Genomic DNA, 24,925 nt, shown 5'->3' with positions numbered 1-24,925 from the left:
GAGGGTGTTATTGTGTTTGATGTAAGAGATCAAAAAGTGAGGAGATCACCGGATGAGGTGCTGGAGCACCTTAAGAATTTCCACCTAGACCTTAAATTTTCAGTAGGTATTTGGTATTTTTCGCCATCAGGCAGCAGGTTTAAAGAGGCTGCGTCGGCGCCCAGGTCTATTGAGGAGAGGTTGGATATAATAGCGTCCCTTAAAGACTACGGTGTAAGCGCGCTGGAAGCCCATTACCCCAATGAGATAAATGAGAATAACCTGGACACGTACAAGAAGTTTTCTAAAGACACAGGTATAAGGATATTGACTGTAATACCCAATCTATTTTATCAGAAGCAATGGGAATTTTCTTCACTGGCTTCACCTATTGATGAGGTGCGAAATAAAGCCATTGAAAGGCTGAAAATATCTTTGCAGCTCAACAAGGAGTTAAACACCGATTTTGCTATAGTATGGCATGGCGGTGACGGCTATGAGAACCCCTTTGGTATAGATTTTATGGCCATGAGGGATAGATTTGCGTACGGCATAGCCGAAGCCATGGATCAGGTGCCTGGGGTGAGGGTTGCGATTGAGCCCAAACCTTACGAGCCTCGTGGGAGGATTATATACGGCACCACGGCTGAAGGGATTCTTGTGGCTCAGAAGGTGGAGGGAGCGCTTAAAAACGAGGAAAATAAGAGGATTTTAAGTGAAGGCCATTCGCTGGTGGGGCTAAACCCTGAAGTAGGCCACGTGCTGATGGCGTACGAGGATTTGCCTTACGCTTTTAGCCTTGCCATGGAATACGGTAAACTGCTGCATACCCACTGGAACAGCCAACCTGCTGGTAATTATGATCAGGACCAGAACGTAGGAGTGATTTCCCCTGAACAGGCAGAAGCTGCCCTGTACGTCTTGAAGATGCACGGATATAAGGGATATTTTGGAATCGATATAAATCCCGAGAGGATGCCTGTGGAAGTGGCTGTGAAGAATAATATTGATGCGATTAGGAGTATGAACGCGAGGATTGAAGAGCTTGACCATGAGGCGATAGTTGAAGCTGTGAACAATCCTGATAAACACCGAGGATTAATAGAAGCTATTTTGATAAGAGCCAGAGCGCCTAAGACCATAAGCTTACCTCCGATAAGCTCTGTGATAAAATGATGGGAGGATTAAATTATGAGTTATCTGATAGGTATTGATATAGGCACATCGGGAACAAAGACGGTGCTGTTTGATGAGAGAGGAAACACTGTTGCCAGCAGCACGGTGGAGTACGACATGGCACAGCCTGAGATCGGATGGGCGGAGCAGGACCCTGAGGATTGGTGGAAAGCCACATGCCAGAGCTTGAGAGAGGTCATAGGCAAAAGCGGTATTAATGTAGATGAAATAAAAGGCATCGGGCTGTCAGGGCAAATGCACGGTGCGGTGCTTTTGGACAAAGACGGCAATGTGTTGCGGAGTGCCATAATTTGGTGTGACCAGAGGAGCAGCGCCGAATGTGAAGAGATAACGGATATTATAGGGTATGGCCGCTTGATTGAATTAGCGGCCAATCCCGCTTTGACGGGTTTTACAGCCCCAAAAGTCATGTGGGTTAAAAAACACCAACCTGAGATTTTTGAGAAAATCGCTCATATACTGCTTCCCAAGGACTACATAAGGTATAGGCTTACAGGGGAATTTGCCACAGAGGTGTCTGATGCCAGCGGCACGCTGTTTTTAAACGTAAAGGAGAGAAAATGGAGCAGGGAGATCGTTGAAAAGCTAGGTTTGAACATAGAGTGGTTGCCTGAGGTGTATGAATCCCATGTGGTGAGCGGAAAGGTATGCAAAAAAGCCGCCGAAAGCACAGGGTTAAAAGAAGGAACGCCGGTGGTGGGAGGTGGTGGAGATCAGGCGGCAGGAGCGGTAGGCAACGGCATCGTAAAAAAGGGCCTGGTGTCCTCTACTATAGGTACATCAGGGGTGGTGTTTGCCTACACCGACAAAGTCACAATTGACCCCAAAGGCCGCGTCCATACCTTTTGCCACGCCATACCTGACACGTGGCACGTGATGGGAGTTACTCAGGGAGCGGGACTTTCGTTGAAGTGGTGGAGGGATAACTTTGGCTTTGAGGAAAAGACCCTGGGGTCGCTCACGGGTACCGATCCGTATGTATACATGGATAAAGAAGCCGAGCAGGCACAGCCCGGTTGCGGAGGGTTGATTTACCTGCCGTATCTCATGGGGGAACGTACTCCGCACCTGGATCCCTATGCGAAAGGGGTTTTCTTTGGACTCACGGCCAAACACAGGAGGCAGGAAGTTATAAGGTCTGTGTTGGAAGGCGTCGTGTTTAGCCTTAGGGATTGCCTTGAGATAATAAAAGGCATGGGAATACCTGTGGAAGAAATAAGGGCATCAGGAGGAGGAGGCAGGAGCAGGATCTGGAGACAGATTCAGGCCGATGTCTTTAAAACCGACATAGTTACTATCAATTCAGCAGAAGGCCCTGCGTTAGGCGTAGCGCTACTGGCCGGAGTGGGTACAGGCCTTTATTCCAGCGTAGTGGAAGCTTGTGACGCCGTTATAAAGAGAGTAAGCGTTCAGCATCCCAATCAGTCCCTATTTGATGTGTACGAGAAAAATTACAGGCTTTATACAGCTCTATACCCTGCGGTTAAGGATTTGTACAGGTTGTAGCGGTGAGGATTTCGTAATTGAGGAGGGATGGGTGTGAAGTTTTTTATTGACACGGCCAATGTGGAGGAGATAAAAGAGGCCAACGATTTAGGGGTGATAGCAGGGGTTACCACCAACCCATCGTTGGTGGCCAAAGAGGGCAGGGATTTCATCGAAGTGATAAAAGAGATCGCATCCATTATAGACGGCCCTATAAGCGCAGAGGTCATAAGCGAAGACCACCAGGACATGATCCAGGAGGCGCGGAAGCTGGCCGCTATCCATAACAACATAGTGATCAAGATCCCCATGACAGCAGAAGGGCTCAAAGCCGTTAAGGCGCTTTCAAAAGAGGGGATAAAGACCAATGTGACCCTCATATTTAGCGCCAACCAGGCGCTACTGGCAGCCAGGGCAGGGGCCACGTACGTAAGCCCCTTTGTGGGAAGATTGGACGACATAAGCACAGAGGGCATGCAGCTCATACGGGATATAGTCGAGATATTTAAGAACTACGACATAAGCACCGAGATAATCGTGGCCAGCGTAAGGCATCCCATGCACGTGCTGGAAGCCGCCAAACTGGGTGCCCACATAGCCACCGTGCCGTATAAAGTTATAATGCAGATGATAAAACACCCTCTGACAGACGCAGGGATACAGAAGTTTAAAGAGGACTGGAAGAAGGCCAATTTGAAGATATAAAGCAGGAGGTAAGATTCATGGATAACCAGAGACTGGCACACATCGCAACAGAAGTCAGGAAGAACATAATAAAGGCTGTGACAGCGGCAAAATCCGGACATCCCGGAGGGTCGCTGTCAGCTACCGACATTCTTGTCACACTGTACTTTGACGTGATGAGGATAGATCCCAAGAATCCCAAATGGAAGGACAGAGACAGGTTTGTGCTGTCCAAAGGCCATGCAGCGCCGGCGTTGTACGCCGTATTAGCCGAGAGGGGTTACTTTGCCAAAGAAGAGCTGATGAGGCTGAGGCAGGTAGGATCCATACTGCAGGGTCATCCGGACATGAAGAGCACCCCTGGCGTGGACATGACCACAGGTTCCCTGGGGCAGGGACTGTCTGCGGCCAACGGCATGGCGCTGGCGGCGAAGCTGGACAAAAAAGACTACAGGGTGTACGTAATGCTGGGAGACGGAGAGATACAGGAAGGCATGGTTTGGGAAGCGGCCATGAGCGCAGCCCACTACAGACTGGACAACCTCACGGCGTTTTTAGACTACAATCAGCTGCAGATAGACGGTGCCAACGACCTAGTCATGACCATAAAGCCCGTGGCAGACAAGTGGAGGGCCTTTGGGTGGAATGTACTGGAGATAGACGGGCACGACTACGACCAGATAAAAAGCGCGGTAGAGAAAGCCAAGGCGACCAAGGGCAAACCTACCATGGTGATAGCCCATACCGTAAAGGGCAAGGGAGTATCCTTCATGGAGAACCAGGTAGGATGGCACGGGAGCGCACCCAACGAAGAGCAGATGAAAAAAGCACTAACAGAATTGGGGGATTGAGATGAGCGAGAAGATAGCGACGAGAGAATCCTACGGCAAAGCGCTGGTAGAGCTAGGAGAGATCAACAAAGACGTAGTGGTACTGGATGCAGACCTATCAAAATCCACCAAGACGGCAGAGTTTGCGAAAAAATATCCCGATAGGTTTTTCAACATGGGCATATCAGAGCAGGACCTCATGGGTACAGCAGCTGGCCTGGCCACATGGGAAGATACCCTATGCCAGCTCCTTTGCGATATTTGCCACAGGGAGGGCCTTTGAGCAGATAAGGAACTCCATAGCCTATCCCAGGTTAAACGTAAAGATAGCAGCGACCCATGCAGGCATAACGGTGGGAGAGGATGGAGCGACCCACCAGTCAGTAGAGGACATAGCGATAATGAGGTCGATACCGGGAATGGTGGTTATAAACCCAGCGGACGATGTAGAGGCGAGGGCTGCGGTAAAAGCGGCGTGCGAGTACAAAGGACCGGTGTACATCAGGCTTGGCAGGATGGGAGTGCCTGTGATATACGATGATAAAAGCTACAGGTTTGAGATAGGCAAAGGGATAGAGCTAAGAGAAGGAAGCGACGTGACCATAGTAGCGACGGGGATAATGGTGGCAGCGGCGCTGGAAGCCCATGAAGAGTTAAAGAAGAAGGGGATAAGCGCGAGGGTGATAGACATACACACCATAAAGCCCATAGACCAGGAGCTGATAGTGAAGGCGGCGTGGGAGACAGGAGCGATAGTGACGGCAGAGGAGCACAGCGTGATAGGAGGATTAGGTTCAGCGGTATGCGAGGTAGTCAGCGAGAGGGTACCAGTTCCCGTAAGGCGGGTAGGGATAAGAGATGTATTTGGGCAGTCAGGGAAGCCCGATGAGCTATTGAAGCTGTACCATCTTACGCCTGAAGATATAGTAGAAGAAGCGTTAAAGGCGTTGGAGATTAAAAAGCGCAGGTGATAAAAAAAGTCGCAGAAGGATCAAAAATTCTTCTGCGGCTTAGATGCATATACATCAATTAAGGAATTACTTTAAATATGTTTCATATAAACATCCGCAATAAAGGTTGGGAAAGTAATTGGGATGTTTTAAGCCATTTTACAAATTTCCTAATGAAGTAAGGAAAATAATGTATACGACAAACATAATTGAAGGATTCTACAGGCAGTTAAGGGAAGTTATAAAATAAAAAACAATACTTCCATCAGATGAAACTTTAGAGATAATTGTAGAGTCGCAATAATGTTGTTATTTAATACCTTACTCCAAAGGAGTTAATATTATGTTGAAAAGGTTTACTAGAAAACTTGGTGATCTTAATATTTCAACTAAAATAATTTTGTACTACATGTTTGTTTTAATAATTTCGATTTCTTTTCTTTCAATAGCATACAAAGAGATAAACAATAGCATTACAAACAATAAAGTTATGCAAGTTTCAAACGAAATCGTTTCGCACATTAATTCCAATGTTGAATCGTTAATCAATTCAGTTGATAACCAATCAAAAATACTGATTTCGAGCCAAATTTTACAAGCTGCCCTTTCAAGCGGCAATGCTGGTAATAACGCTAATTACATACAGCCGATGAAAAAGTATTTAGCGGATTTTTTAAATTTCAACGATTTTATTTCGTCTATATATATTTTTGATAACAATGGAAATAAATATTTCGTCGATAACGTTTCTTTTAAAAGTATAAGTTTACCCATGATACAATCTACTAACTGGTACAACAGGCTATTAAATTTAAATGGCGGATACATTTTAGAAGTAAATGCTGGTGGTCTGCTGGAAAATAACAAAGACAATCAAGGTTATATCTCTTTCATCAGAGTAATAAATGATATAAATACGCAAAAGCCTTCAGGCATAATGATGATAAACATATCTAAATTATATTTAAGTAAATATATAAACAGCGCCATCAATACTTATACATCAAGCATTATACTAAAAGACGAAAAAGGCAACAGCATAATAGAGCCAACTAATATAAGCAAAAATTTAAATAACGAGATATTTAATTATATAAGGCCTAATGGCTCCACTATAAAAAATATTAACGGAGAAGTGTACATCATTTCGCACATAGAAAATAAATTTGGGTGGAATATAATAAGCATAACACCATTTAATGAGCTCAACAGTCAATTTTGGACATACAATATAATACTTCTATTTGTCATAATAATAAATGTCATATTGCTTATTCTAGGGCTATTGTTTATATCGCTGTTTATTACACAGCCCATAATAAAGCTGGTAAACTCTATGAAGGGAATAAAGGATGGAAAATTTGAAAAAGTAAATATTATAACCGGCAATGATGAGATAGGGATGCTAAAAGATGTTTATAATAAGATGATCGATGAAATTAAAAAATTAATTAGCGACATCATTAACGAGCAAAAAATTAAAAGAAAATTGGAACTAGAAGTAATGCAATCACAGATAAAGCCGCATTTTCTATTTAATTCTTTTGACGCAATAAGTGCTCTTATATTGATGGGAGATACTAAAAATGCCAGCAAGATTGTCAAAGCACTGGGTAAATTTTATAGATCTTTCTTAATTAATGGCGAGGAAATCACCATAAAAGAAGAGCTCGACATAATAAACAGTTACCTCACAATACAAAAAATAAGGTTTGGAGATAAGTTTAACGTAGAAAAAGATATTGATGAGCGGACATTAAGCTATAAAATACCGAAGCTTATATTACAGCCATTGGTTGAAAATGCCTTAAACCACGGTATAAGAAGCAAAGACGGTCAAGGAATCATTTCAATAAAAGCTTTACATGGTGATAATCAAATAAAGCTTATAGTAGAAGACAATGGAAAAGGCATGAGTGAAGAAAAGATAAAAGAAATCGAGTGCGGTAAGTCTAAAGGTGTTGGCCTTAGATCCACAATAGAAAGGTTGAAAATATATTACAATTCTGCGGATGTAGTAAAAATTTACAGTAAAATAAATGAGAGAACAAAGATCGAAATAACTATCCCTATAAACAAGGAGGAGCAGAATGATAAAGGATAAGATAAAAGTGCTCATTATTGACGATGAGTATCTTGAAAGAAATCTATTAAAAGGTTGTATAGATTGGGACACGCTTGGAATGGAAATAGTAGGCGAAGCGTCAAACGCGGAGGAAGGTTTTAAACTAATAGACGAATTTAAGCCAAATGTAGTCTTTACCGACATAAAAATGCCCGGAATTGACGGTATAAAATTCAGCGAATCTATTTTACAAAAATATCCTACAATAAAGATTGTCGTTGTCACAGGCTACAATGACTTTGTTTACGCTCAAAAATCCGTAAAAATAGGGGTATTTGACTTTTTGCTTAAGCCGATAGACGAAGATGAAGTCTCAAATACCGTATATAAGCTAAAAGCAGTCATAGAAAATGAAAGAAAAAAGAAAGAAGAATTTGAAGAATTAAAAAGACAGCTTTACGATAATCTACCTTATTTAAAAGAACGGTTTTTAAATGAGCTGATAAATGGCAATTTAGACGATAATTTGGTAAAAGAAAAGCTAGAATTCTTCGATATACCTTTGAATGGCAGTATTTATCAAGTTGCCGTTTTAGAGATTATCAATTCAAATGATGTAAACGAAGAATCTCGTCTGATTCAAAATTTTAAAGTGATCAACTACGTAAAAAGTTATTTTAAAGAGTTGAGAAGGATAATGGTTTTTGCTGATTCAATGAATAGAATTATCATCTTAAATAACGACGAAAAATTAGATCTGTATAAAACCTGTATAAGACTAAAAAATAAAATCATCAAGGATGTTGACTGTATTGTAAATATTGGCATAGGAAATATAAAAGGAAGGATAAGTGACATCAAAGTATCGTACGAAGAGGCAATAGATGCATTAAATTACCGCATAGCAGTTGGCAACAACAGTGTCATACATTACAGAGACGTGCAATTTACAGAAAGCAAAACTGGGCTCGACACTAATCACCTGTTTAATGAATTGAGATTTTACCTGAAATCAGGTTTAGAAAACAATGCAATAAATGTGGTAAAAGACATATTTTCTAATTTAGACCTTAAAAGCGAAAATGCAATCAAGTTGATCCGTGTTACAGCATTAAATGTAATATCAATCTGTTTCTCTGTGTCATTGGAACTAAAAGAAAACTTTGATGATATATATTTATCTGAAGTAGAGTCATACAACAAAATCATAAATATAGAGACGCTGCCTGACATGATTGAATATATATCAACAATTGTAAGAAATACAATTAAGGCAATAAACAAAGAGCAGATAAACAATATCAACAATTTAATCGCTAATGTTAAAAAATTCATAGAGGAAAATATCGGCGATAGTAATCTTTCGCTGTCGTACGTCGCAAAACACTTTTACTTAAATCCCAGCTATTTAAGCAGGACATTTAAAAAGGAGACAGGCATAAACTTTATAGAATACCTTACAAATAAGCGAATGGAAAAAGCAATAAATTTGATAAAAGAAAAAAACATGAAATTATTTGAAATCGCTAATGCAGTCGGCATACAAGACCCTAATTATTTTTCATCGTGCTTTAAAAAGTATACAGGTTTAAAAGTAAGTGAGTACAAAAAATTGATAAAAAGTATTGTAAAATCTTAGGGACTCGAAGGTTGTTGTCAAAAAAATATAGAGTAATCAGGGTATTTCCTGATAATCCAAACGTTGGTGATAGAAACACCTGGTTTTAGCCAGAGGGATTTTTACACTAAAATTTGGACTTGACCTTATATAGTAAATAAACAAGGTAAAAAAATTGAAGATTGTAGTAAAAAAATTATATTCATATTGATGATTTAGTATTTTATCATGTATATGTAATCTATTTTAAAATTATTTGAGAAAGGATGTGTGGTAATGAAGGGATTTAAAAAATTGATGCTGATTGTGTTATCTTTATTTCTAGTACTTAGTGCATCGGCGTGTAGTTCTAATAATTTAAGCAAGTCGAATACTTCAAACTCATCGAAGACTTCAAGTTCGTCAAAAAAGATAACGCTTACCTTTTGGAATTTATTTACTGGCGAACCGGCAAAAACGAAAGTTAAAGAGATCATCGATCAGTGGAATAAAGAAAATCCAAATGTGCAGATTGTAGAAAGCGTGACAGAAAATGATGCGTACAAGACGAAGATTAAAGCTGCAATTGCTGCAAATGAAGCACCTGATATTTTCCAGACTTGGGCTGGAGGGTTTTCACAACCTTTTGTAGAAGCGGGAAAGGTTCTTCAGTTAGATAGCTACTTAAACGATGGCACAAAGGATCAATTGCTACCAGGTTCTTTTGACAATGTCACATATAATGGGAAAATATATGGCATCCCATTTGATCAACAAGCAAGTGTACTCTATATAAATAAAGAGCTTTTTGATAAATACAATGTAAAGGTTCCAACCACATTTAGTGAACTTATCGACGCTATAAAGACATTTAGGTCTAAAGGTGTAACGCCTTTTGCATTAGGTGAAAAAGATGAATGGCCTGGAATGTGGTACTACGACATGATTGCACTTCGCGAAGGTGGTGTACAGCTTACAAGAGATGCTTTAAACGGCAAGGCATCATTTGACAATCAAGCTTTTACAGATGCAGCTCAAAAGTTACAAGACATGGTTAATGCGGGTGCGTTTGATTCTGGTTTTATGGGTCTTACAAGGGATGAAGCCACAGCAGAATTTAACCAAGGGAAAGCTGCTATGTACTTTGGAGGAAATTTCGATGCAGCAGCATTTGTTTCAGATCCATCATCTCTTGTAAAAGGTAAAATTGAAGCAGTGAGATTCCCTACAATTGAAGGTGGCAAAGGAGATCCTACAGAGTATATTGGCGGTTCAGTTGGAGCATTAATGGTTAGTGCAAATTCAAAGTACAAAGATGAGGCAGTTAGAGCTGCCAAGTATCTTGCAAAACAGTTATCAGATATGGAATATTTGATAGCTGCTGGCTTACCAGCGTGGAAATATGACAATGTAGATCAATCAAAAGTTGATCCATTAGAGATACAGATTATGAATAATATCGTTGCAAATGCTAAGGGTAGTGTTCCTGCTTGGGATATTTATCTTAGTGGCGATGCTGCTCAGACACATAAAGATTTAGTTGCTCAATTGTTTGCAAAACAGATTACTCCAGAAGAGTATTCAAAACAAATGCAACAGAAGATAAACGGAAAATAAATGATATTTTCAATTTCCTGCTAATTACTCGATAATTAGCAGGAAATTATTTAACGATATAGTAATTTATATTATTGAAAATGTATTGTGTGCTTTTATTACTTTTGTTAGGAGGTTTCCTATGGAGAAAATCTTAAGCGATAAAAAGGCTATATTCCTATTTGTGTTTCCAGCATTTTTAGTCTTTTTAGTCATCGTACTGCTTCCAATATTTTTTTCTTTCTACTACAGTTTGCTAAAATGGGACGGATTCAGCAAAGGAGTATTTATTGGTCTTGAGAATTATAAGAACCTATTTATAAACAATACAGATGGATTTATTATCTCAGTGAAAAACTCATTTATCTTAGCTGTATTGTCTGTTTTTATCCAACTACCTATTTCTCTTTTACTGGCTCTTATTCTTTCAAGGGGGATTAAAGGTGAGAAGTTTTACAGGACTGTTTACTTCATACCGGTTATTTTGTCTACCGTCGTCATAGGACAACTTTGGATGAAAATATACAATCCCAATTACGGGCTTTTAAATTTTATACTGACTAAGATAGGACTTCAATCACTTACAAATCAGTGGTTGGGAAATACTAAGACAGCTCTCGGGGCGGTCTTTGTACCTATAGTGTGGCAGTATATTGGCTATCATATGCTCTTAATGTATGCATCAGCAAAATCAATACCTACAGATATATATGAAGCTGCAAAAATCGACGGTGCCACTGAATCACAGATTGCATTCAGGATAACAATACCTCTTATGAAACCTATATTGAAGGTTTGCGTCATATTCGCTGTTATCGGTTCATTTAAAGCATTTGACCTCATCTATGTTTTGACAAATGGCGGTCCGTTACATGCCAGTGAGGTGCCGTCAACATTGATGTACAACATGATATTCTTTAGATATCAATATGGATATGGAAGCGCAATGGCTATATTTATCATTTTAGAATCATTAATAGGAACGTTGATTATACAAAAATTATTTGGAAAAGATGTAGCATATTAAAGGTGGTGTGTGAATTGGAAAATATAGCTGGTGAAAATAAAAAGAGTTGGTTTAAAAAAATAGGATTTTATGTACTTGAAGCTATTTTAGTTATTTGGGCGATAGTGCAAATTTATCCTTTATTTTGGCTATTCTTATTCTCTGTAAAAAACAATACTGAAATATTTGGAGGAAATATACTTGGATTTCCGCGTATTTGGCAATGGTCAAACTATGCTGTTGCTTTGTCCAGCGGTAATGTAGGCAGGTACTTTATAAACAGTACAATAGTCACTGTTTTAACTATTATAATATCGAGCATTTTGGTGGCAACAAGCGCATATGCGATTGTAAGGATGAAGTGGAAGTACAGTAAATTAGTTCTTACAATATTTTTAACTGGCATGATGGTGCCTCTACATGCTACACTGCTTCCGTTATTTATAATATTGAAGAATCTGAACTTGCTTAATACGTATGCATCGCTGGTAATACCATACGTTGCATTCGCTATACCTATGGGGATATTTATATTGACAGGCTTCCTTTACACTGTACCGAGGGAGTTAGAGGAATCGGCATTTCTTGATGGATGTAGCATATACAAGTCGTTTTATTACGTTATATTGCCTCTTATAAGGCCGGCATTAGCGACTATAGCAATATTTACGTACCTTTCTACGTGGAATGAGCTTATGTTTGCTAATACTTTTATAAATGACGATGCAATAAAGACATTGACAGTTGGTATTATGTCTTTGTCAGGACAATATCAGACTGAGTGGGGGCCAATTGGTGCTGGACTTGTGATTGCTACGATTCCTACTATTTTGATATATGTTCTTCTTAGCGAACAAGTGCAAAAGAGTCTTGTAGTAGGAGCAATAAAGGGATAAAATAGTAAAAGAAAAATTATTACTTTACAGGGGCATATCTTTACAAAGATCCGAATTTTCAGTGCTGATGATGCCGTAGATATTTAAAAGATATAAAATCATCTGTATAAGTACCGAAGAGCATGGCTTTAATAGCGATGATGGAAGGTGTACCTTAGAACTGGGATTATTTACGTTGTATATAGGTGGAAGTCAACCGTATAAGATAAGTCAAGAGCTTGCCGGTGATTTGAGAGAATTGGAGTATTGAAATTATAAAACTTTAGAGGGGGGAATAGAGGTGAAGATAAGCTTTGGCTATTATCATGGTGGAAAGAAAAAAGCTTTGACGATGAGCTATGACGATGGCCAGGTATTTGACAGAAGATTGGTAGAGATATTTAACAAATACGGCATCAAAGGCACATTCAATTTGAATTCAGGCAGATTTGATACAGAACCTTATGTGTCTAAGAAAGAGATAAAAGAGTTGTATAAAGGACATGAAGTAGCAGTTCATTCATTAAATCATCCGTGTTTGTCGTTGATACCGCCAGAGGAACTGGCCTATCAAATAATGGAAGATAGGAAAAATCTCGAATCGCTTGTAGGCTATCAAGTACGAGGTATGGCATATCCTTATGGAGACTACAGCGATGCGTTGCTAAATAGTCTTACATCATTTGGCATAGAGTATTCTAGGACGGTTAAGTCTACTAAAAGCTTTGGGATACCCAATAATTTTTTAGAATGGCATCCGACTTGCCATCATGATCAAGATGTTATACAGAAGCTGAAGGAATTTAAGAACCTAAAAGAATGGGAACAGATGCCTCTATTTTATGTATGGGGACACAGCTTCGAGTTCGACAGAAATGGCAATTGGGATCTAATAGAAGAATTTTGCAAAATGGCATCATTTGATGAAACCGTGTGGTACGCTACAAATATTGAAATAAAGGATTATATAGACGCATTGAGGAGTTTAAAATTTAGTGCTGATCGCAGCATGGTATATAATCCATCAGCAATACCTGTATGGATCGGTGTAGATGGTGAGCCGATAAAAATAGATTCTGGTGAGAGAATTAAATTAAAATGAAATAAGGTTATATAAAAAATCATCCACTATTATGTTATGTGAAGTATAACATTTGTGGATGATTTTTTATTAGAAATAAATAGCAAGACAGGATACATAGACATTAAAGATGACAATGCGCGAAACAGCACAGTATCAAGATATTTATACCTTCGTTTTCTACAAGAACTGCCTCTCATAGGACAAAAAAGGCTGGTGGCAGGGACGTGATATGTTCCCCTTGTAGTAGAGTTACTTCAAGGGGGGCATATTTTTTATGAGACAAAAATCCAACGTAACTTTTGAACAAAAATTATCAGCCGTAAAAGATTATTTGCAAAGCAAGAAAAGCAAAGGGGCCGTTAGCGAAAGAATGCAATGTTAGTTCTTATGCTGCCTTTTATTTTTTTACGATCATATCTGGCCTTAGTGGGAAGAAGGAGTTAAACTAGACATTATAGTTGACAGTACTCGGAATTGTAAGTTTGTCTTTAAAAATGGTGACAACGTTTTATATGAGAGTAAAGAAATTTTAAACGACATAGCTTTTAAAATAAAGGAAAAAAATGAGATAACACGAGAAAAATTTTAAAAACAAAAGAAAATCAGTGGATATCGGTAGATTTAATTAATTTTAGAGTTTGAACATATTCTCATATTAAGTTAAAATACTATTGAAACGATTTAATAAATTAAGCCATGAATAGAAAAAATCGATTGCTGCGGTATGACGATTGATAAAAGATTTAAAAGAGATGCGTTTTATCTATGTCATATAGTGATGGAATGGCCGCTATAAATTTGGAGATGCCGCCGAGAGTTCCACGCACAGAGTATTCGGCTGAATTTCATTGGGATCTGGTAAAAACCGTGACTGGCATTGATGTAAATGCTGAGAGCCCAGCAGATGTGCAGAGCAAAGCTAAATATGCTTTTATGAAAGCATGGAATTACGACTTTGTGTGGAGCACGTTGATTGATGCCGACGTCTTCGGCGATGTGCGGACTAAGATGGGCCATGCCGCGTATGCGTCAGGGGGAGTTGATTTTAGCTCAGAGGTATATTGTCCTTTTAACAGTCCTGAAGACGTTCTCAGATTTGATCCGTGGGAAATATACGGGAGCAGGGATAAAAAAGCATTGGTGAAGGATTTTGAGGAACATTATAAAAAGAACTGCCGGTTTTATCCTGACGGCGTAAATATGACAGGTATTTATGTATCTTGCATGTCAGGGCTTATCGGTATTTTTGGTTGGGATATGCTGCTTCTGGCTGCAGGTACGGATATAGAGGGCTTTGGAGAGTTGACTAATCGCTACGCATCATGGATTCATCAGTATTTTGATGCTCTGGGAGAAGCTGATGTACCTGTAGTGATGATACACGACGATATCGTATGGACATCGGGTGCTTTTTTACACCCTCAGTGGTACCGCAAATACGTATTTCCTAATTATAAAAAGTTGTTTGCACCGCTTATTGAGAGCGGAAAGAAAATAATTTACACATCAGATGGTAATTATACGGAATTTATAGATGACATTGCGGATTGTGGTATTCATGGTTTTGTAATGGAGCCCACTACTGATATGAAATATATTGCTGAAAAATACGGGAAAACCCATGTTTTTATAGGAAATGCGGATACACTTATATTGTTAAACGGAACAAAGGAAGATATATATAATGAAGTCAGGAGATGCATGGATATAGGTAAGAATTGCCCTGGATTTTTTATGGCTGTGGGTAATCATATACCACCGAATACTCCTGTTGAAAATGCCCTTTACTATAATGAAATTTATAATAAATTGAGTCGCAGATGATAAAGGTGTTTTATAGCACACTACTGTATTTTAATGCGATTATATATGGCCTCAATAAAAAGAAAAAGTTAAAGTGAACAGCATTGCTGGTGATACTTAGAGTTGTAAGTTTGTCTTTAAAAAATAATGACAACGTTTTATATACAAGTAGAAGGAATTTAAATATGAATAGCATGTAAAATGAAGAAAAAACGAGATAGCACGAAAAAAATTCAAGAAACAGCAGAAAATCAGCTGATATTCGATAGATTTAAGCAATTTTAGACTTTGAAAACATTTTTATGTTAAGTTAAAATGTTATTGAAACGATTTAAGTTATTAAAGTCAAGTAGGTAGTTGCAAAATGAAGAGAATCCCTTAATTTATCATGTTTTGGAGATTCTGCAACCAAAATTCAAGAGAAGGTGGTGATTTGTATATAATTTTTTTGCTAAATTTTAGAAGTATTATTTTCAAGGGGGGGATTTAGAGCGATCATGAAATCCGATTCTGCCGATCCTGTTGATTTCAAATCATTTATATGAGGGGGATATTTATGAAAACAAAAAAGAAGAAAAATATAGTATTATTATCTATAATTTTTTCTTTAATACTGATACTTTCTAGTTGTAACTCATCTGGCAGTAAACCCTCTAATGGATCAAATAAAGATGTTGGTAAAAACAAACAAGTCACAATCAGGGTCCAGTTTTGGGCTGGGGCTGAGGATAGGGAATTGTGGCAGCAGATAGCACGGGATGTCACAAAAAAGTATCCAAATATAAATGTAAAGTTAGAGACGGTTGATTGGAATACTTATTGGCAAAAGTTACCTGCACAAGTTGCCGGTGGAACAGCTGCAGATGTAGTGGGCATACATTGGACAAAGGCACGTGAATATGCTCAAAGGAATGCATTGTTGCCGCTTGATGGCTATATAAAACAACAGCAACTTGATATAGATGACTTTTTTGCAGATATGTTAAATGAATTGTGTTATGATGGTAAAACGTATGCATTACCTTATGATTTTGGACCACTTATTCTTTTCTATAACAAAGACATGTTTGACAAATATAAGGTATCTTATCCTACTGATAAGTGGACATGGAATGACTTACTAGATGCTGCTAAGAAAATGACCAATCCCAAAAATCACGACTTTGGTTTTGCCCTTGATGGAGCATGGTGGACCAATATGCATTATATTATATCTAACGGCGGTGATTATGTCGATAAAAGCAAAGATCAGATCACATTTAACAATCCCAAGGCTATTGAGTCGATTCAGTGGTTTGCAGATCTTATAAATGTGTATCACGTTGCCCCTACCTTATCGGATTTAACGGCAAATTCTTTATCTGACCGTTGGTATGCGGGGCATATTGGAATGTACTACGACGGCCCGTGGAGTCTAATAAATACAAAGAAAAATACAAAATTTAATTTTGCTGTAGCTCCTACGCCACTATCGCCAACGTCAGGCAAGAGAACGACATATGTACAAGGCTCTGGATTTGGTATATATGCCAAGACAAAATATCCTGAAGAGGCTTTTAAAGTAGTTTCTTATTTTACTAGTAAAGAGGCATTGTCATTGTTAGCTAAGAATGGAAGGGCATTTCCTGCTAGGAAAAGTGTTCAGGAAGAGTATTATAAAGGTGCTGCTAATGTTCCTGGTGCCCAGGAGGCGTTAGAAAAGTGTTTAGCTGATGAAGTTGCACCTTATGTGACGGCTAATTGGACAGAAGCAGACAATTTCATAACCCAAAACGTTTTGCAACCGATTTATTTTGGCAAAGCTAAAGCAGCAGATATTATCCCAAAGATGGATCAACAAATAAGAGAAATATCTTCAAAAGTAACTAAGTGATGACTATTTAATGTAGATGAAAAGAAGGTTTTCATATACAACCTTCTTTTCATCCCAATTGATGTTGTTATTAGTTTGGAGGTTTGATTATGACGGTTAGGCAAAAGAAAGATGTAATTGCAGCGTATTTGTTTTTATTACCCAATATAATTGGATTTTTCGTTTTTACTATAGGACCGGTAGCAGCTTCACTGATACTGAGCTTTTTTAACTGGCCTGTTTTAAATCCTCCTACATTTGTGGGATTTCAAAATTATTTAGAACTTGCGAAAGATCCTCTGTTTAAAAAGGCGTTACTAAACACGTTAAAATACGTGGTTGAATATCTGCCTTTGAATATAGTTATTTCACTATTATTGGCATCATGGCTGAGCAAAGACATAAAAGGCATAACAATATATAGGACCCTGTTTTTTCTACCAGTGTTGTCTCCAGGAGTGGCCGTAGCTTCTATATGGAGATGGATATACCAGCCTGAATTTGGTCTATTTAATGGTATATTGGAAAGCATAGGTATAAAAGGCCCTAACTGGCTTGGAGATGTGAAAATTGCTATGTTTTCTGTGGTATTGATGAGTGTATGGTGGGGAGTAGGCTATAATACTGTGGTTTTTATGGCAGGGATTAAAGCTATTCCTCATACATTGTATGAAGCTGCCGAAATAGATGGTGCAAATAGTATTGGCAAATTCTTTAAGATAACAATACCGTTGTTATCGCCGACTTTGTTCTTTGGCATAGTAATGACCCTTATAACATCATTCCAGGTTTTTGATCAAATATACATTATGACTAATGGTGGACCTATGAACGCTACTACAACGCTTGTTATGTACATTTTCCAGAATGGCTTCCAGTTCTTTAAGATGGGTTATGCAGCGGCGATATCTTGGATACTTTTCATAATGATTTTTGTGCTTACGCTAATTCAGTTAAAGATGCAAAAAAATTGGGTGACATATGATATATGACGGTAGAAAAGGAGGTACAATATGGTTAAGAGTTTAGTTCATAGAAAGGATCTTAGTGTATTTTGGAGAATTGTGAATTATTTTTTTCTCACCTTGTGCGGTATAATTTTCATGATTCCTTTTTTGTGGATGATTGCTACGTCGCTTAAGCCATCACAGGAGCTGTTTTCTATACCACCGAAGTGGTTTGGCAGTTATCTTGCATGGGGGAATTATAAAATAGCATGGAATTACTTACCGTTCGGAAGATTTTATATAAATTCTATATTTGTATCTGTTACTACGACGATTTTGGTTTTAATGACTTCTTCAATGGCTGCTTATGCTTTTGCAAGAATTCAGTTTCCTGCCAGAGATACACTATTTGCTGTTTATCTGGGCACATTGATGATACCTTTTCAGGTCACAATGATACCCATGTATATATTAATGAAGTATTTAGGATGGTTAAATTCATATTATGCCCTTATAATACCTGGAGCTTTTACGGCGTTTGGAACGTTTTTATTGCGACAATTTTTCCTTACTATACCAATGGAATTAGAGGAGGCGGCGTTTATAGAAGGGTGCTCTAGGCTGAAGTCATTCCTTTATATTATCCTCCCATTAGGTCGTCCTGCTATCGCTAGTCTGGCAGCATTTACCTTTATAGGTAATTGGAATAGTTTTTTGTGGCCATTGGTTGTAACGGATAATGATTTTATGAAAACACTGCCTGTAGGTGTTGCTATGTTTATTGAACAATACGGCGTGCGATGGGAGTTATTAATGGCAGGGGCAACGATTGCTGTAGTTCCACCTTTGATACTGTTTATGTTTGTTCAGAAGTACTTTGTGGAAGGTATAACAGTTACAGGAATGGGAGGAAGGTAATATAATTTAAATATTAAAATTTTTAGAATGGGGGATTTTAAAATGAACAGAGAGGAACGAACGATGTGGTTTATGCATGACCGATTTGGCATGTTCATCCACTGGGGATTGTACGCCATTCCGGCCAGAGGCGAGTGGGTACGCAGCCATGAGAGGTTATCTATTGAGGATTACCATCCCTTTTTCCAGGAGTTTAATCCTGTAAATTACGATCCCAGGAAGTGGGCCAGGGTGGCGAAAGAGGCTGGTATGAAGTACGCTGTGCTGACTACCAAGCACCACGATGGCTTTTGCCTGTTTGACAGCCAGCTTACAGACTACAAGGCGACCAACACGCCAGCAGGACGAGATCTGGTGAGGGAATACGTAGAGGCGTTCCGCGAGGAAGGCTTGCGCGTAGGCTTTTATTACTCGCTGTTGGATTGGCACCATGAAGATTACCCTGCCTATGGCGACAGGCATCATCCCATGAGAGATAACCAGCTGTACAGAGACAAAAAACAGGATTTTTCAAGGTATGTGGAGTACGTGCACGGCCAGGTCAAGGAATTGTTGACCAACTACGGTAAAATCGATATTATGTGGTTTGACTTTTCTTACGATGACAAGATAGGAGAGGCATGGAAGGCCACAGAACTGGTCAAAATGGTGCGCTCGCTGCAGCCGGATATTATCATCGACAATCGATTAGGTGGCAACATCAGGTCTGTCAACCCAGAGGTATACGCAGGGGATTTTGCGTCACCAGAGCAGATAATACCTCCTGAAGGGATTTTGGATGAAGCGGGCAATCCGATTCCATGGGAAGCGTGCATAACGATGAACAATCACTGGGGGTATTGCGCTGCAGATAAAGACTTTAAAACGCCGAAGCAGATTATAAGGGCGCTGGTGGAGTGTGTGAGCAAAGGAGGGAATCTGCTTTTAAATGTAGGTCCTGACGCAAAAGGGGAGATACCGGAGGAGTCCCTTAACATCCTCTCTGAGATAGGCAAGTGGATGAAGAAGAATGGCGAGAGCATATATGGGTGCGGTCGCGCAGAGCTGCCAAAGCCAGAATGGGGCAGGTACACCAAAAAAGGCAACAAGCTATATGCCCATATATTTGACAGGGGTATAGGTCCTATCAATTTGCGAGGGCTTAAAGGCAAGGTCAAAAGAGCTCGGTTGCTGTGTGACGGGTCAGAGGTGGATATCAGCGAGCCGTGGAATGCGACAGACTATAAGGACGACGCCTTTTTAAATTTAGCTGTGTCCGGGCTACCTGATGACATTGACACAGTGGTAGAGCTGGAATTAAGCGAGTAAAATTAAATCAATTATAACTGAGACGCTGCTTGCTCGCAGAACAGAAAGGGTGATATTTTATGACTAATGTCAAAGACATTAAGATTGCGCCTTTGCGCAACAGGTTAAACGGTTCGCTTCCCAAAATAGGCATTCGCCCTGTTATCGATGGGCGCCGCAACGGTATAAGGGAATCACTTGAAGAGCAGACAATGGGAATGGCAAAGGCTGTTGCGGAATTTCTATCGTCTAATCTCAAACGTTCCAATGGAATGCCGGTTGAATGCGTAATCGCTGATACCACCATAGGCGGTTTTGCAGAAGCTGCCAAAGCAGCGGAAAAGTTCGCAAGAGAAGGAGTAGGTGTCACGATAACGGTCACCCCGTGCTGGTGTTATGGCTCTGAGACTATCGATATGGACCCATATATGCCTAAAGCCATATGGGGCTTCAACGGCACTGAGAGACCCGGTGCGGTGTACCTGGCAGCTGCTTTGGCAGCCCACAACCAAAAGGGCCTGCCTGCCTTTGGTATATACGGAAAAGACGTGCAGGATGCCACTGACAGGACGATTCCTGACGATGTAAAAGAGAAGCTTCTGAGGTTCGCAAAAGCGGGACTTGCAGTGGCTACCATGAGGAATAAGTCCTATTTGTCTATAGGAAATGTAGCCATGGGTATTGCAGGATCCATCGTTGACCCAGATTTCTTCGAGGATTATCTGGGCATGAGGGTTGAATACGTGGATATGTCAGAGCTCGTAAGGAGAATGGAAGAAGGGATTTACGACAAAGAAGAGTTTGAAAGGGGGATGAAATGGGTAAGAGAGAACTGCATTGAAAGAGAAGATAACAATCCCGATTACCTTAAGGTATCCAGGGAGAGAAAGGATAAAGAGTGGGAGACAGTAGTTAAGATGACGCTTATCATAAGGGATTTGATGGTAGGCAACAAAAGGCTTGCGGATCTTGGATTTGTGGAAGAGTCGGAGGGCCACAATGCCATTGCAGCAGGTTTTCAGGGACAGAGGCAGTGGACAGACCATTTTCCCAACGGCGACTTCTCCGAGGCGATACTTAACTCATCCTTCGACTGGAACGGCATCAGAGAGCCATTTATCCTTGCGACCGAAAACGACTCTTTAAACGCCGTGGCAATGCTTTTTGGGCATTTGCTTTCAGATAGAGCCCAGGTATTTGCAGATGTCAGGACCTATTGGAGTCCCGAGGCCGTAAAGAGGGTAACAGGTAAAGAGCTAACAGGCATAGCTGCCAACGGGATAATCCATCTGATCAATTCAGGTTCAGCAGCATTAGATGGAACAGGCCAGCAGAGAGATGCCGACGGCAATCCTGTTATGAAGCCTTTCTGGGATATTACAGCTGATGATGTGGCAAGGTGTCTGGATGCTACTAGCTGGAGGCCTGCAAACAGGGGCTATTTCAGGGGAGGAGGTTTTTCGTCCCAGTTTGTGACAAAAGGCGGGATGCCTGTTACCATGTCCAGGCTTAATATAATAAAGGGCCTTGGGCCGGTTTTACAGATTGCTGAAGGATATACGGTAGAGTTGCCAGAAGACGTGCACCACATACTGGACAACAGGACAGACCCGACATGGCCGACGACGTGGTTTGTGCCCAGGCTTACAGGCAAAGGGGCGTTTAAGGACGTTTACTCAGTGATGAACAGCTGGGGCGCGAATCACGGTTCATTAAGTTACGGTCACATTGGAGCGGACTTGATTACACTGGCGTCTATACTGAGAATACCTGTTGCCATGCACAACGTGCCAGAAGAGAAGATATTCAGGCCCAGTGCATGGGGTGCCTTTGGCACCATGGACCTTGAGGGTGCCGATTACAGGGCGTGTCAGAATTTCGGCCCGCTATACGGTAAAAATTAGGTATAAACGTATATTTCTATAGATAGTAAAGTTTATGTGAAACCCAAAGTTGTGAAAAAATTTTTCTAATTGAAACGCTTTAAATTTAAAAGGAGGTTTTTTATGACAGAGGATATAAAAGAGAAAATGATGAAAAAGATAAACGATGTTATTTCTAAAGGACCTTTTGCTGATACATGGCAGTCTCTTTTAAACTACAGGATACCGCAATGGTATGAAGATGGGAAATTTGGTATTTTCATACATTGGGGTGTATACTCAGTTCCTGCATTCGGAAATGAATGGTATCCTCGCAATATGTACCAGCAAGGCACTCCCGAGTTTGAGCATCATGTCAAAACCTATGGTCCACAAAGCCAGTTCGGCTATAAAGATTTTATACCTATGTTTAAAGCAGAAAAATTTGATCCTAAGGCATGGGCTGATTTGTTTGAAAAGTCGGGAGCGCGATATGTAGTGCCTGTGGCTGAGCACCACGATGGATTTCAGATGTATGATAGCGCTGTTTCCATATGGAATGCTGCCAATATGGGGCCCAAGAGAGATATCATAGGAGAATTGGCTGCAGTAGTCAGAGAAAGGGGATTGGTGTTTGGTCTTTCAAACCATCGCGCCGAGCACTGGTGGTTTTTTGATGGTGGAATGAAATTTGACTCAGATGTTAGGGATCCTCGTTACCGTGATTTTTACGGTCCGGCCAGGCCTGCACCCAAAGATTTGGGCAGTGTTGAGGAGAGTCCTCCTGATGAGGAATTTTTGGAGGATTGGTTACTCCGTGTCTGTGAACTGGTTGACAAATATCAGCCGCAGATTGTATGGTTTGATTGGTGGATACAGAACTTAGCATTTAAACCATATCTTAGGAAGTTTGCAGCTTATTATTACAATAGAGCAGTAGAATGGAATAAAGAAGTTGCTATAAATTACAAATATAATGCGTACGAGGAAGGCACGGCTGTATTTGACATAGAGCGAGGACAATTTTCTGATATTCGCCAGCGTTTCTGGCAAACAGACACATCGGTGTCAAAGAACTCATGGGGATACATCGAAAATCATGACTACAAAGCTCCCAATGAAATTATCTGTGATTTGGTGGATATTGTCAGTAAAAATGGGTCGCTGCTCCTTAATATCGGGCCGAAATCTGATGGCACCATACCAGAGCCAGAACGGGAGATCCTTATGGAAATTGGACGCTGGCTTAAGATTAACGGCGAGGCTATTTATGGAACACGCCCATGGAAAGTCTTTGGGGAAGGTCCTACAAAAGTCACTGATGGCGCTTTTACAGATACGAAGCGAAGTGCGTTTACAAGTGAGGATATACGCTTTACTACCAAAGGTGATACTTTATACGCTGTTGTCCTTAAATGGCCTGAAAGTGGACGCGTAAGTATAAAATCGCTAGGTGCAAACTCACCGTTTGGCACGCCGCATATCGATAAAGTAGAGCTTATAGGTTGTGATGTACCGCTTAAATGGAATCGCAGTGATCAGGCCTTGGTTATTGATATTGCAGGATGCGAACCGAAGGAATATCCTGTGGCGTTTAGGATCAAGATCGAAATTAAGTAGAGAGAGGGAGAATATGAGATTTAAAGTGGACTTTCCGGTTGAGATTTTCTTTGGCGAAGGGGAGGCAGATCGCATAGGAGAAATCGCAAAGAAGTACGGTAAAACAGCTTTTGCGGTGATTGACCCGTTTCTAAAGGGAAGTGCTGTAGAAGAGAGAGTGGAAAGAAAACTCACTGAGGTAGGAGTGAAAGCCGTTCCTTTTTACGAAGTGGTTCCTAACCCCACGGTAGAGCTTATAGATAAAGGAACAGAGATGGTGCGCAATGGGAACTATGACATGGTAATAGCTATAGGTGGGGGAAGCTCTATAGATACGGGAAAAGCCATAGCTTTGCTGGCGACCAATGAAGGGAGCTGTTGGGAATACACAGAGAGGCTGGGCGCCAATGTAGTGCGGCCCAAGGTAAAAGGATTGCCTTTGATATCTGTGCCTACCACCGCAGGAACGGGGAGTGAAGCCACGCCTTATGCTGTAATAAACAATCCAGCGATTCACCAGAAATGTACTATAGTAAGCCCTATGGTTTTTCCGTGGCATCCATTGTAGATCCTGAGTTGATGATGACCATGCCTCCTGCCCTTACGGCGTTAACCGGTGTAGATGCCTTTTCCCACGCTTTTGAGTCGTATATAAACGTGAATGCCCATCCGTTTTCAGAGATGGTAGCATTAGAGTCCATAAAGCGCTTTGCGGGGAATATAGTAGAGGCGGTGAAGAACGGTTCTAATATAAAGGCGAGAAGGAGATGGCGCTGGCGTGTACTTTGGTGGTATGGCTATAGCCCATGCAGGGACGACGGTACCCCACGCGTTGGGGCAGCCGTTAAGCGGGCTGACCAATGCGCCCCATGGAGGCACAATAGCGGCATGCTTGCCTGAGGTGGTGGAGTGGACGTTGCCTGTAGCCGCTGAAAAGTTTGCCGTGGTAGCGGAGATGCTTGATCCTTCTTTAAAGTCTGAACCTGTAAATAAGAAAGCCTCTAGGTTGCCCCTGATACTGGAGGGTTTGTTCAAAGAGATTGGGGCGGATGTGACCTTTGGTGAATACGGGTTAAAAGAAGATCAGATTGAGTGCTTTGCCGATACGGTGTACACCAGTTTTCAATTGGACCTTAAAGGTCATCCTAAAATGGCAACCAGGGAAGATATTATATATCTTATACGCAGGTGTATGTAACTGTTTGTAATTCGTTTATCCAACTCCACGTATTCTTTAATGGATACGGGGAGTTGGATGTTCTTATCAAATTTGAATAGATAGATTGGCTCGAAACAAATAAAGGTGAAA

The 24,925-nt window shown here is 40.4% G+C and carries 20 protein-coding genes and 2 pseudogenes; all 22 read left to right on the top strand.

Features of this window, described 5'->3' with window-relative positions:
• The first annotated feature begins 12 nt into the window (after positions 1-12).
• Positions 13-1,155 carry a TIM barrel protein gene (locus CALPO_RS0102675; RefSeq protein WP_156940119.1) on the top strand — a complete coding sequence of 381 codons (1,143 nt, stop codon included), beginning with the start codon at positions 13-15 and terminating at the stop codon, positions 1,153-1,155.
• Positions 1,156-1,170: 15 nt separating this feature from the next.
• Positions 1,171-2,682, top strand: a complete 1,512-nt coding sequence (gene xylB, locus CALPO_RS0102670; protein ID WP_026485950.1) for a xylulokinase — start codon at positions 1,171-1,173, stop codon at positions 2,680-2,682.
• A 33-nt stretch (positions 2,683-2,715) separates the two neighbouring features.
• The gene (gene fsa / locus CALPO_RS0102665; RefSeq protein WP_026485949.1) at positions 2,716-3,366 is read left to right on the top strand and encodes a fructose-6-phosphate aldolase; all 651 of its coding nucleotides are present in this window, start codon (positions 2,716-2,718) and stop codon (positions 3,364-3,366) included.
• Positions 3,363-4,196 (top strand): transketolase, encoded by an 834-nt coding sequence (locus CALPO_RS0102660; RefSeq protein WP_281172736.1) that lies wholly within the window; start codon positions 3,363-3,365, stop codon positions 4,194-4,196. Before fsa ends, CALPO_RS0102660 begins: the two co-directional genes overlap by 4 nt.
• 1 nt (position 4,197) lies before the next feature.
• Positions 4,198-5,146 (top strand): annotated as a pseudogene (locus tag CALPO_RS13085) (transketolase family protein).
• 49 nt (positions 5,147-5,195) lie between these two features.
• A pseudogene (locus CALPO_RS14575) lies at positions 5,196-5,372 on the top strand (transposase); the annotation flags it as partial.
• Positions 5,373-5,468: 96 nt separating this feature from the next.
• Positions 5,469-7,229 (top strand): sensor histidine kinase, encoded by a 1,761-nt coding sequence (locus CALPO_RS0102650; protein ID WP_026485947.1) that lies wholly within the window; start codon positions 5,469-5,471, stop codon positions 7,227-7,229.
• Positions 7,216-8,829: a response regulator gene (locus CALPO_RS0102645; protein ID WP_026485946.1), complete on the top strand. Its 1,614-nt coding sequence runs from the start codon at positions 7,216-7,218 to the stop codon at positions 8,827-8,829. The genes CALPO_RS0102650 and CALPO_RS0102645 overlap by 14 nt, the downstream gene beginning before the upstream one ends.
• A 255-nt stretch (positions 8,830-9,084) precedes the next feature.
• Positions 9,085-10,404 carry an extracellular solute-binding protein gene (locus tag CALPO_RS0102640; protein WP_026485945.1) on the top strand — a complete coding sequence of 440 codons (1,320 nt, stop codon included), beginning with the start codon at positions 9,085-9,087 and terminating at the stop codon, positions 10,402-10,404.
• A 121-nt stretch (positions 10,405-10,525) separates the two neighbouring features.
• The gene (locus CALPO_RS0102635) at positions 10,526-11,410 is read left to right on the top strand and encodes a carbohydrate ABC transporter permease (protein ID WP_026485944.1); all 885 of its coding nucleotides are present in this window, start codon (positions 10,526-10,528) and stop codon (positions 11,408-11,410) included.
• Between the two features lie 14 nt (positions 11,411-11,424).
• Positions 11,425-12,285 (top strand): carbohydrate ABC transporter permease, encoded by an 861-nt coding sequence (locus tag CALPO_RS0102630; protein ID WP_026485943.1) that lies wholly within the window; start codon positions 11,425-11,427, stop codon positions 12,283-12,285.
• Positions 12,286-12,565: 280 nt separating this feature from the next.
• Entirely contained in the window at positions 12,566-13,366 is an 801-nt protein-coding gene (locus tag CALPO_RS0102625) for a polysaccharide deacetylase family protein (RefSeq protein WP_026485942.1), read from the top strand.
• Between the two features lie 747 nt (positions 13,367-14,113).
• Complete coding sequence (locus tag CALPO_RS0102615; RefSeq protein WP_026485941.1) at positions 14,114-15,172, top strand: uroporphyrinogen decarboxylase family protein; 1,059 nt, start codon at positions 14,114-14,116, stop codon at positions 15,170-15,172.
• A 535-nt stretch (positions 15,173-15,707) separates the two neighbouring features.
• Entirely contained in the window at positions 15,708-17,024 is a 1,317-nt protein-coding gene (locus CALPO_RS0102610; protein ID WP_026485940.1) for an ABC transporter substrate-binding protein, read from the top strand.
• Between the two features lie 89 nt (positions 17,025-17,113).
• Positions 17,114-17,995, top strand: a complete 882-nt coding sequence (locus CALPO_RS0102605) for a carbohydrate ABC transporter permease (protein WP_035172027.1) — start codon at positions 17,114-17,116, stop codon at positions 17,993-17,995.
• A 21-nt stretch (positions 17,996-18,016) separates the two neighbouring features.
• Entirely contained in the window at positions 18,017-18,868 is an 852-nt protein-coding gene (locus tag CALPO_RS0102600) for a carbohydrate ABC transporter permease (RefSeq protein WP_051585793.1), read from the top strand.
• Positions 18,869-18,910: 42 nt separating this feature from the next.
• Entirely contained in the window at positions 18,911-20,176 is a 1,266-nt protein-coding gene (locus tag CALPO_RS0102595) for an alpha-L-fucosidase (RefSeq protein WP_051585792.1), read from the top strand.
• A gap of 59 nt (positions 20,177-20,235) precedes the next feature.
• Positions 20,236-22,059: an L-fucose isomerase gene (locus CALPO_RS0102590; RefSeq protein ID WP_035172025.1), complete on the top strand. Its 1,824-nt coding sequence runs from the start codon at positions 20,236-20,238 to the stop codon at positions 22,057-22,059.
• A 102-nt stretch (positions 22,060-22,161) separates the two neighbouring features.
• Positions 22,162-23,637: an alpha-L-fucosidase gene (locus CALPO_RS0102585; RefSeq protein ID WP_035172022.1), complete on the top strand. Its 1,476-nt coding sequence runs from the start codon at positions 22,162-22,164 to the stop codon at positions 23,635-23,637.
• Positions 23,638-23,650: 13 nt separating this feature from the next.
• On the top strand, positions 23,651-24,184 hold the full coding sequence (locus CALPO_RS14105; protein WP_051585791.1) for an iron-containing alcohol dehydrogenase: 534 nt from the start codon (positions 23,651-23,653) through the stop codon (positions 24,182-24,184).
• Positions 24,139-24,516 carry an iron-containing alcohol dehydrogenase gene (locus tag CALPO_RS15305; RefSeq protein ID WP_084295133.1) on the top strand — a complete coding sequence of 126 codons (378 nt, stop codon included), beginning with the start codon at positions 24,139-24,141 and terminating at the stop codon, positions 24,514-24,516. Before CALPO_RS14105 ends, CALPO_RS15305 begins: the two co-directional genes overlap by 46 nt.
• Entirely contained in the window at positions 24,410-24,814 is a 405-nt protein-coding gene (locus CALPO_RS14100) for a dehydroquinate synthase/iron-containing alcohol dehydrogenase family protein (RefSeq protein WP_084295132.1), read from the top strand. The genes CALPO_RS15305 and CALPO_RS14100 overlap by 107 nt, the downstream gene beginning before the upstream one ends.
• Positions 24,815-24,925 lie beyond the last annotated feature (111 nt).

It is taken from the genome of Caldanaerobius polysaccharolyticus DSM 13641, assembly GCF_000427425.1.
Taxonomy (GTDB): domain Bacteria; phylum Bacillota; class Thermoanaerobacteria; order Thermoanaerobacterales; family Caldanaerobiaceae; genus Caldanaerobius; species Caldanaerobius polysaccharolyticus.
This window is presented reverse-complemented; position numbering and strand designations above follow the sequence as displayed.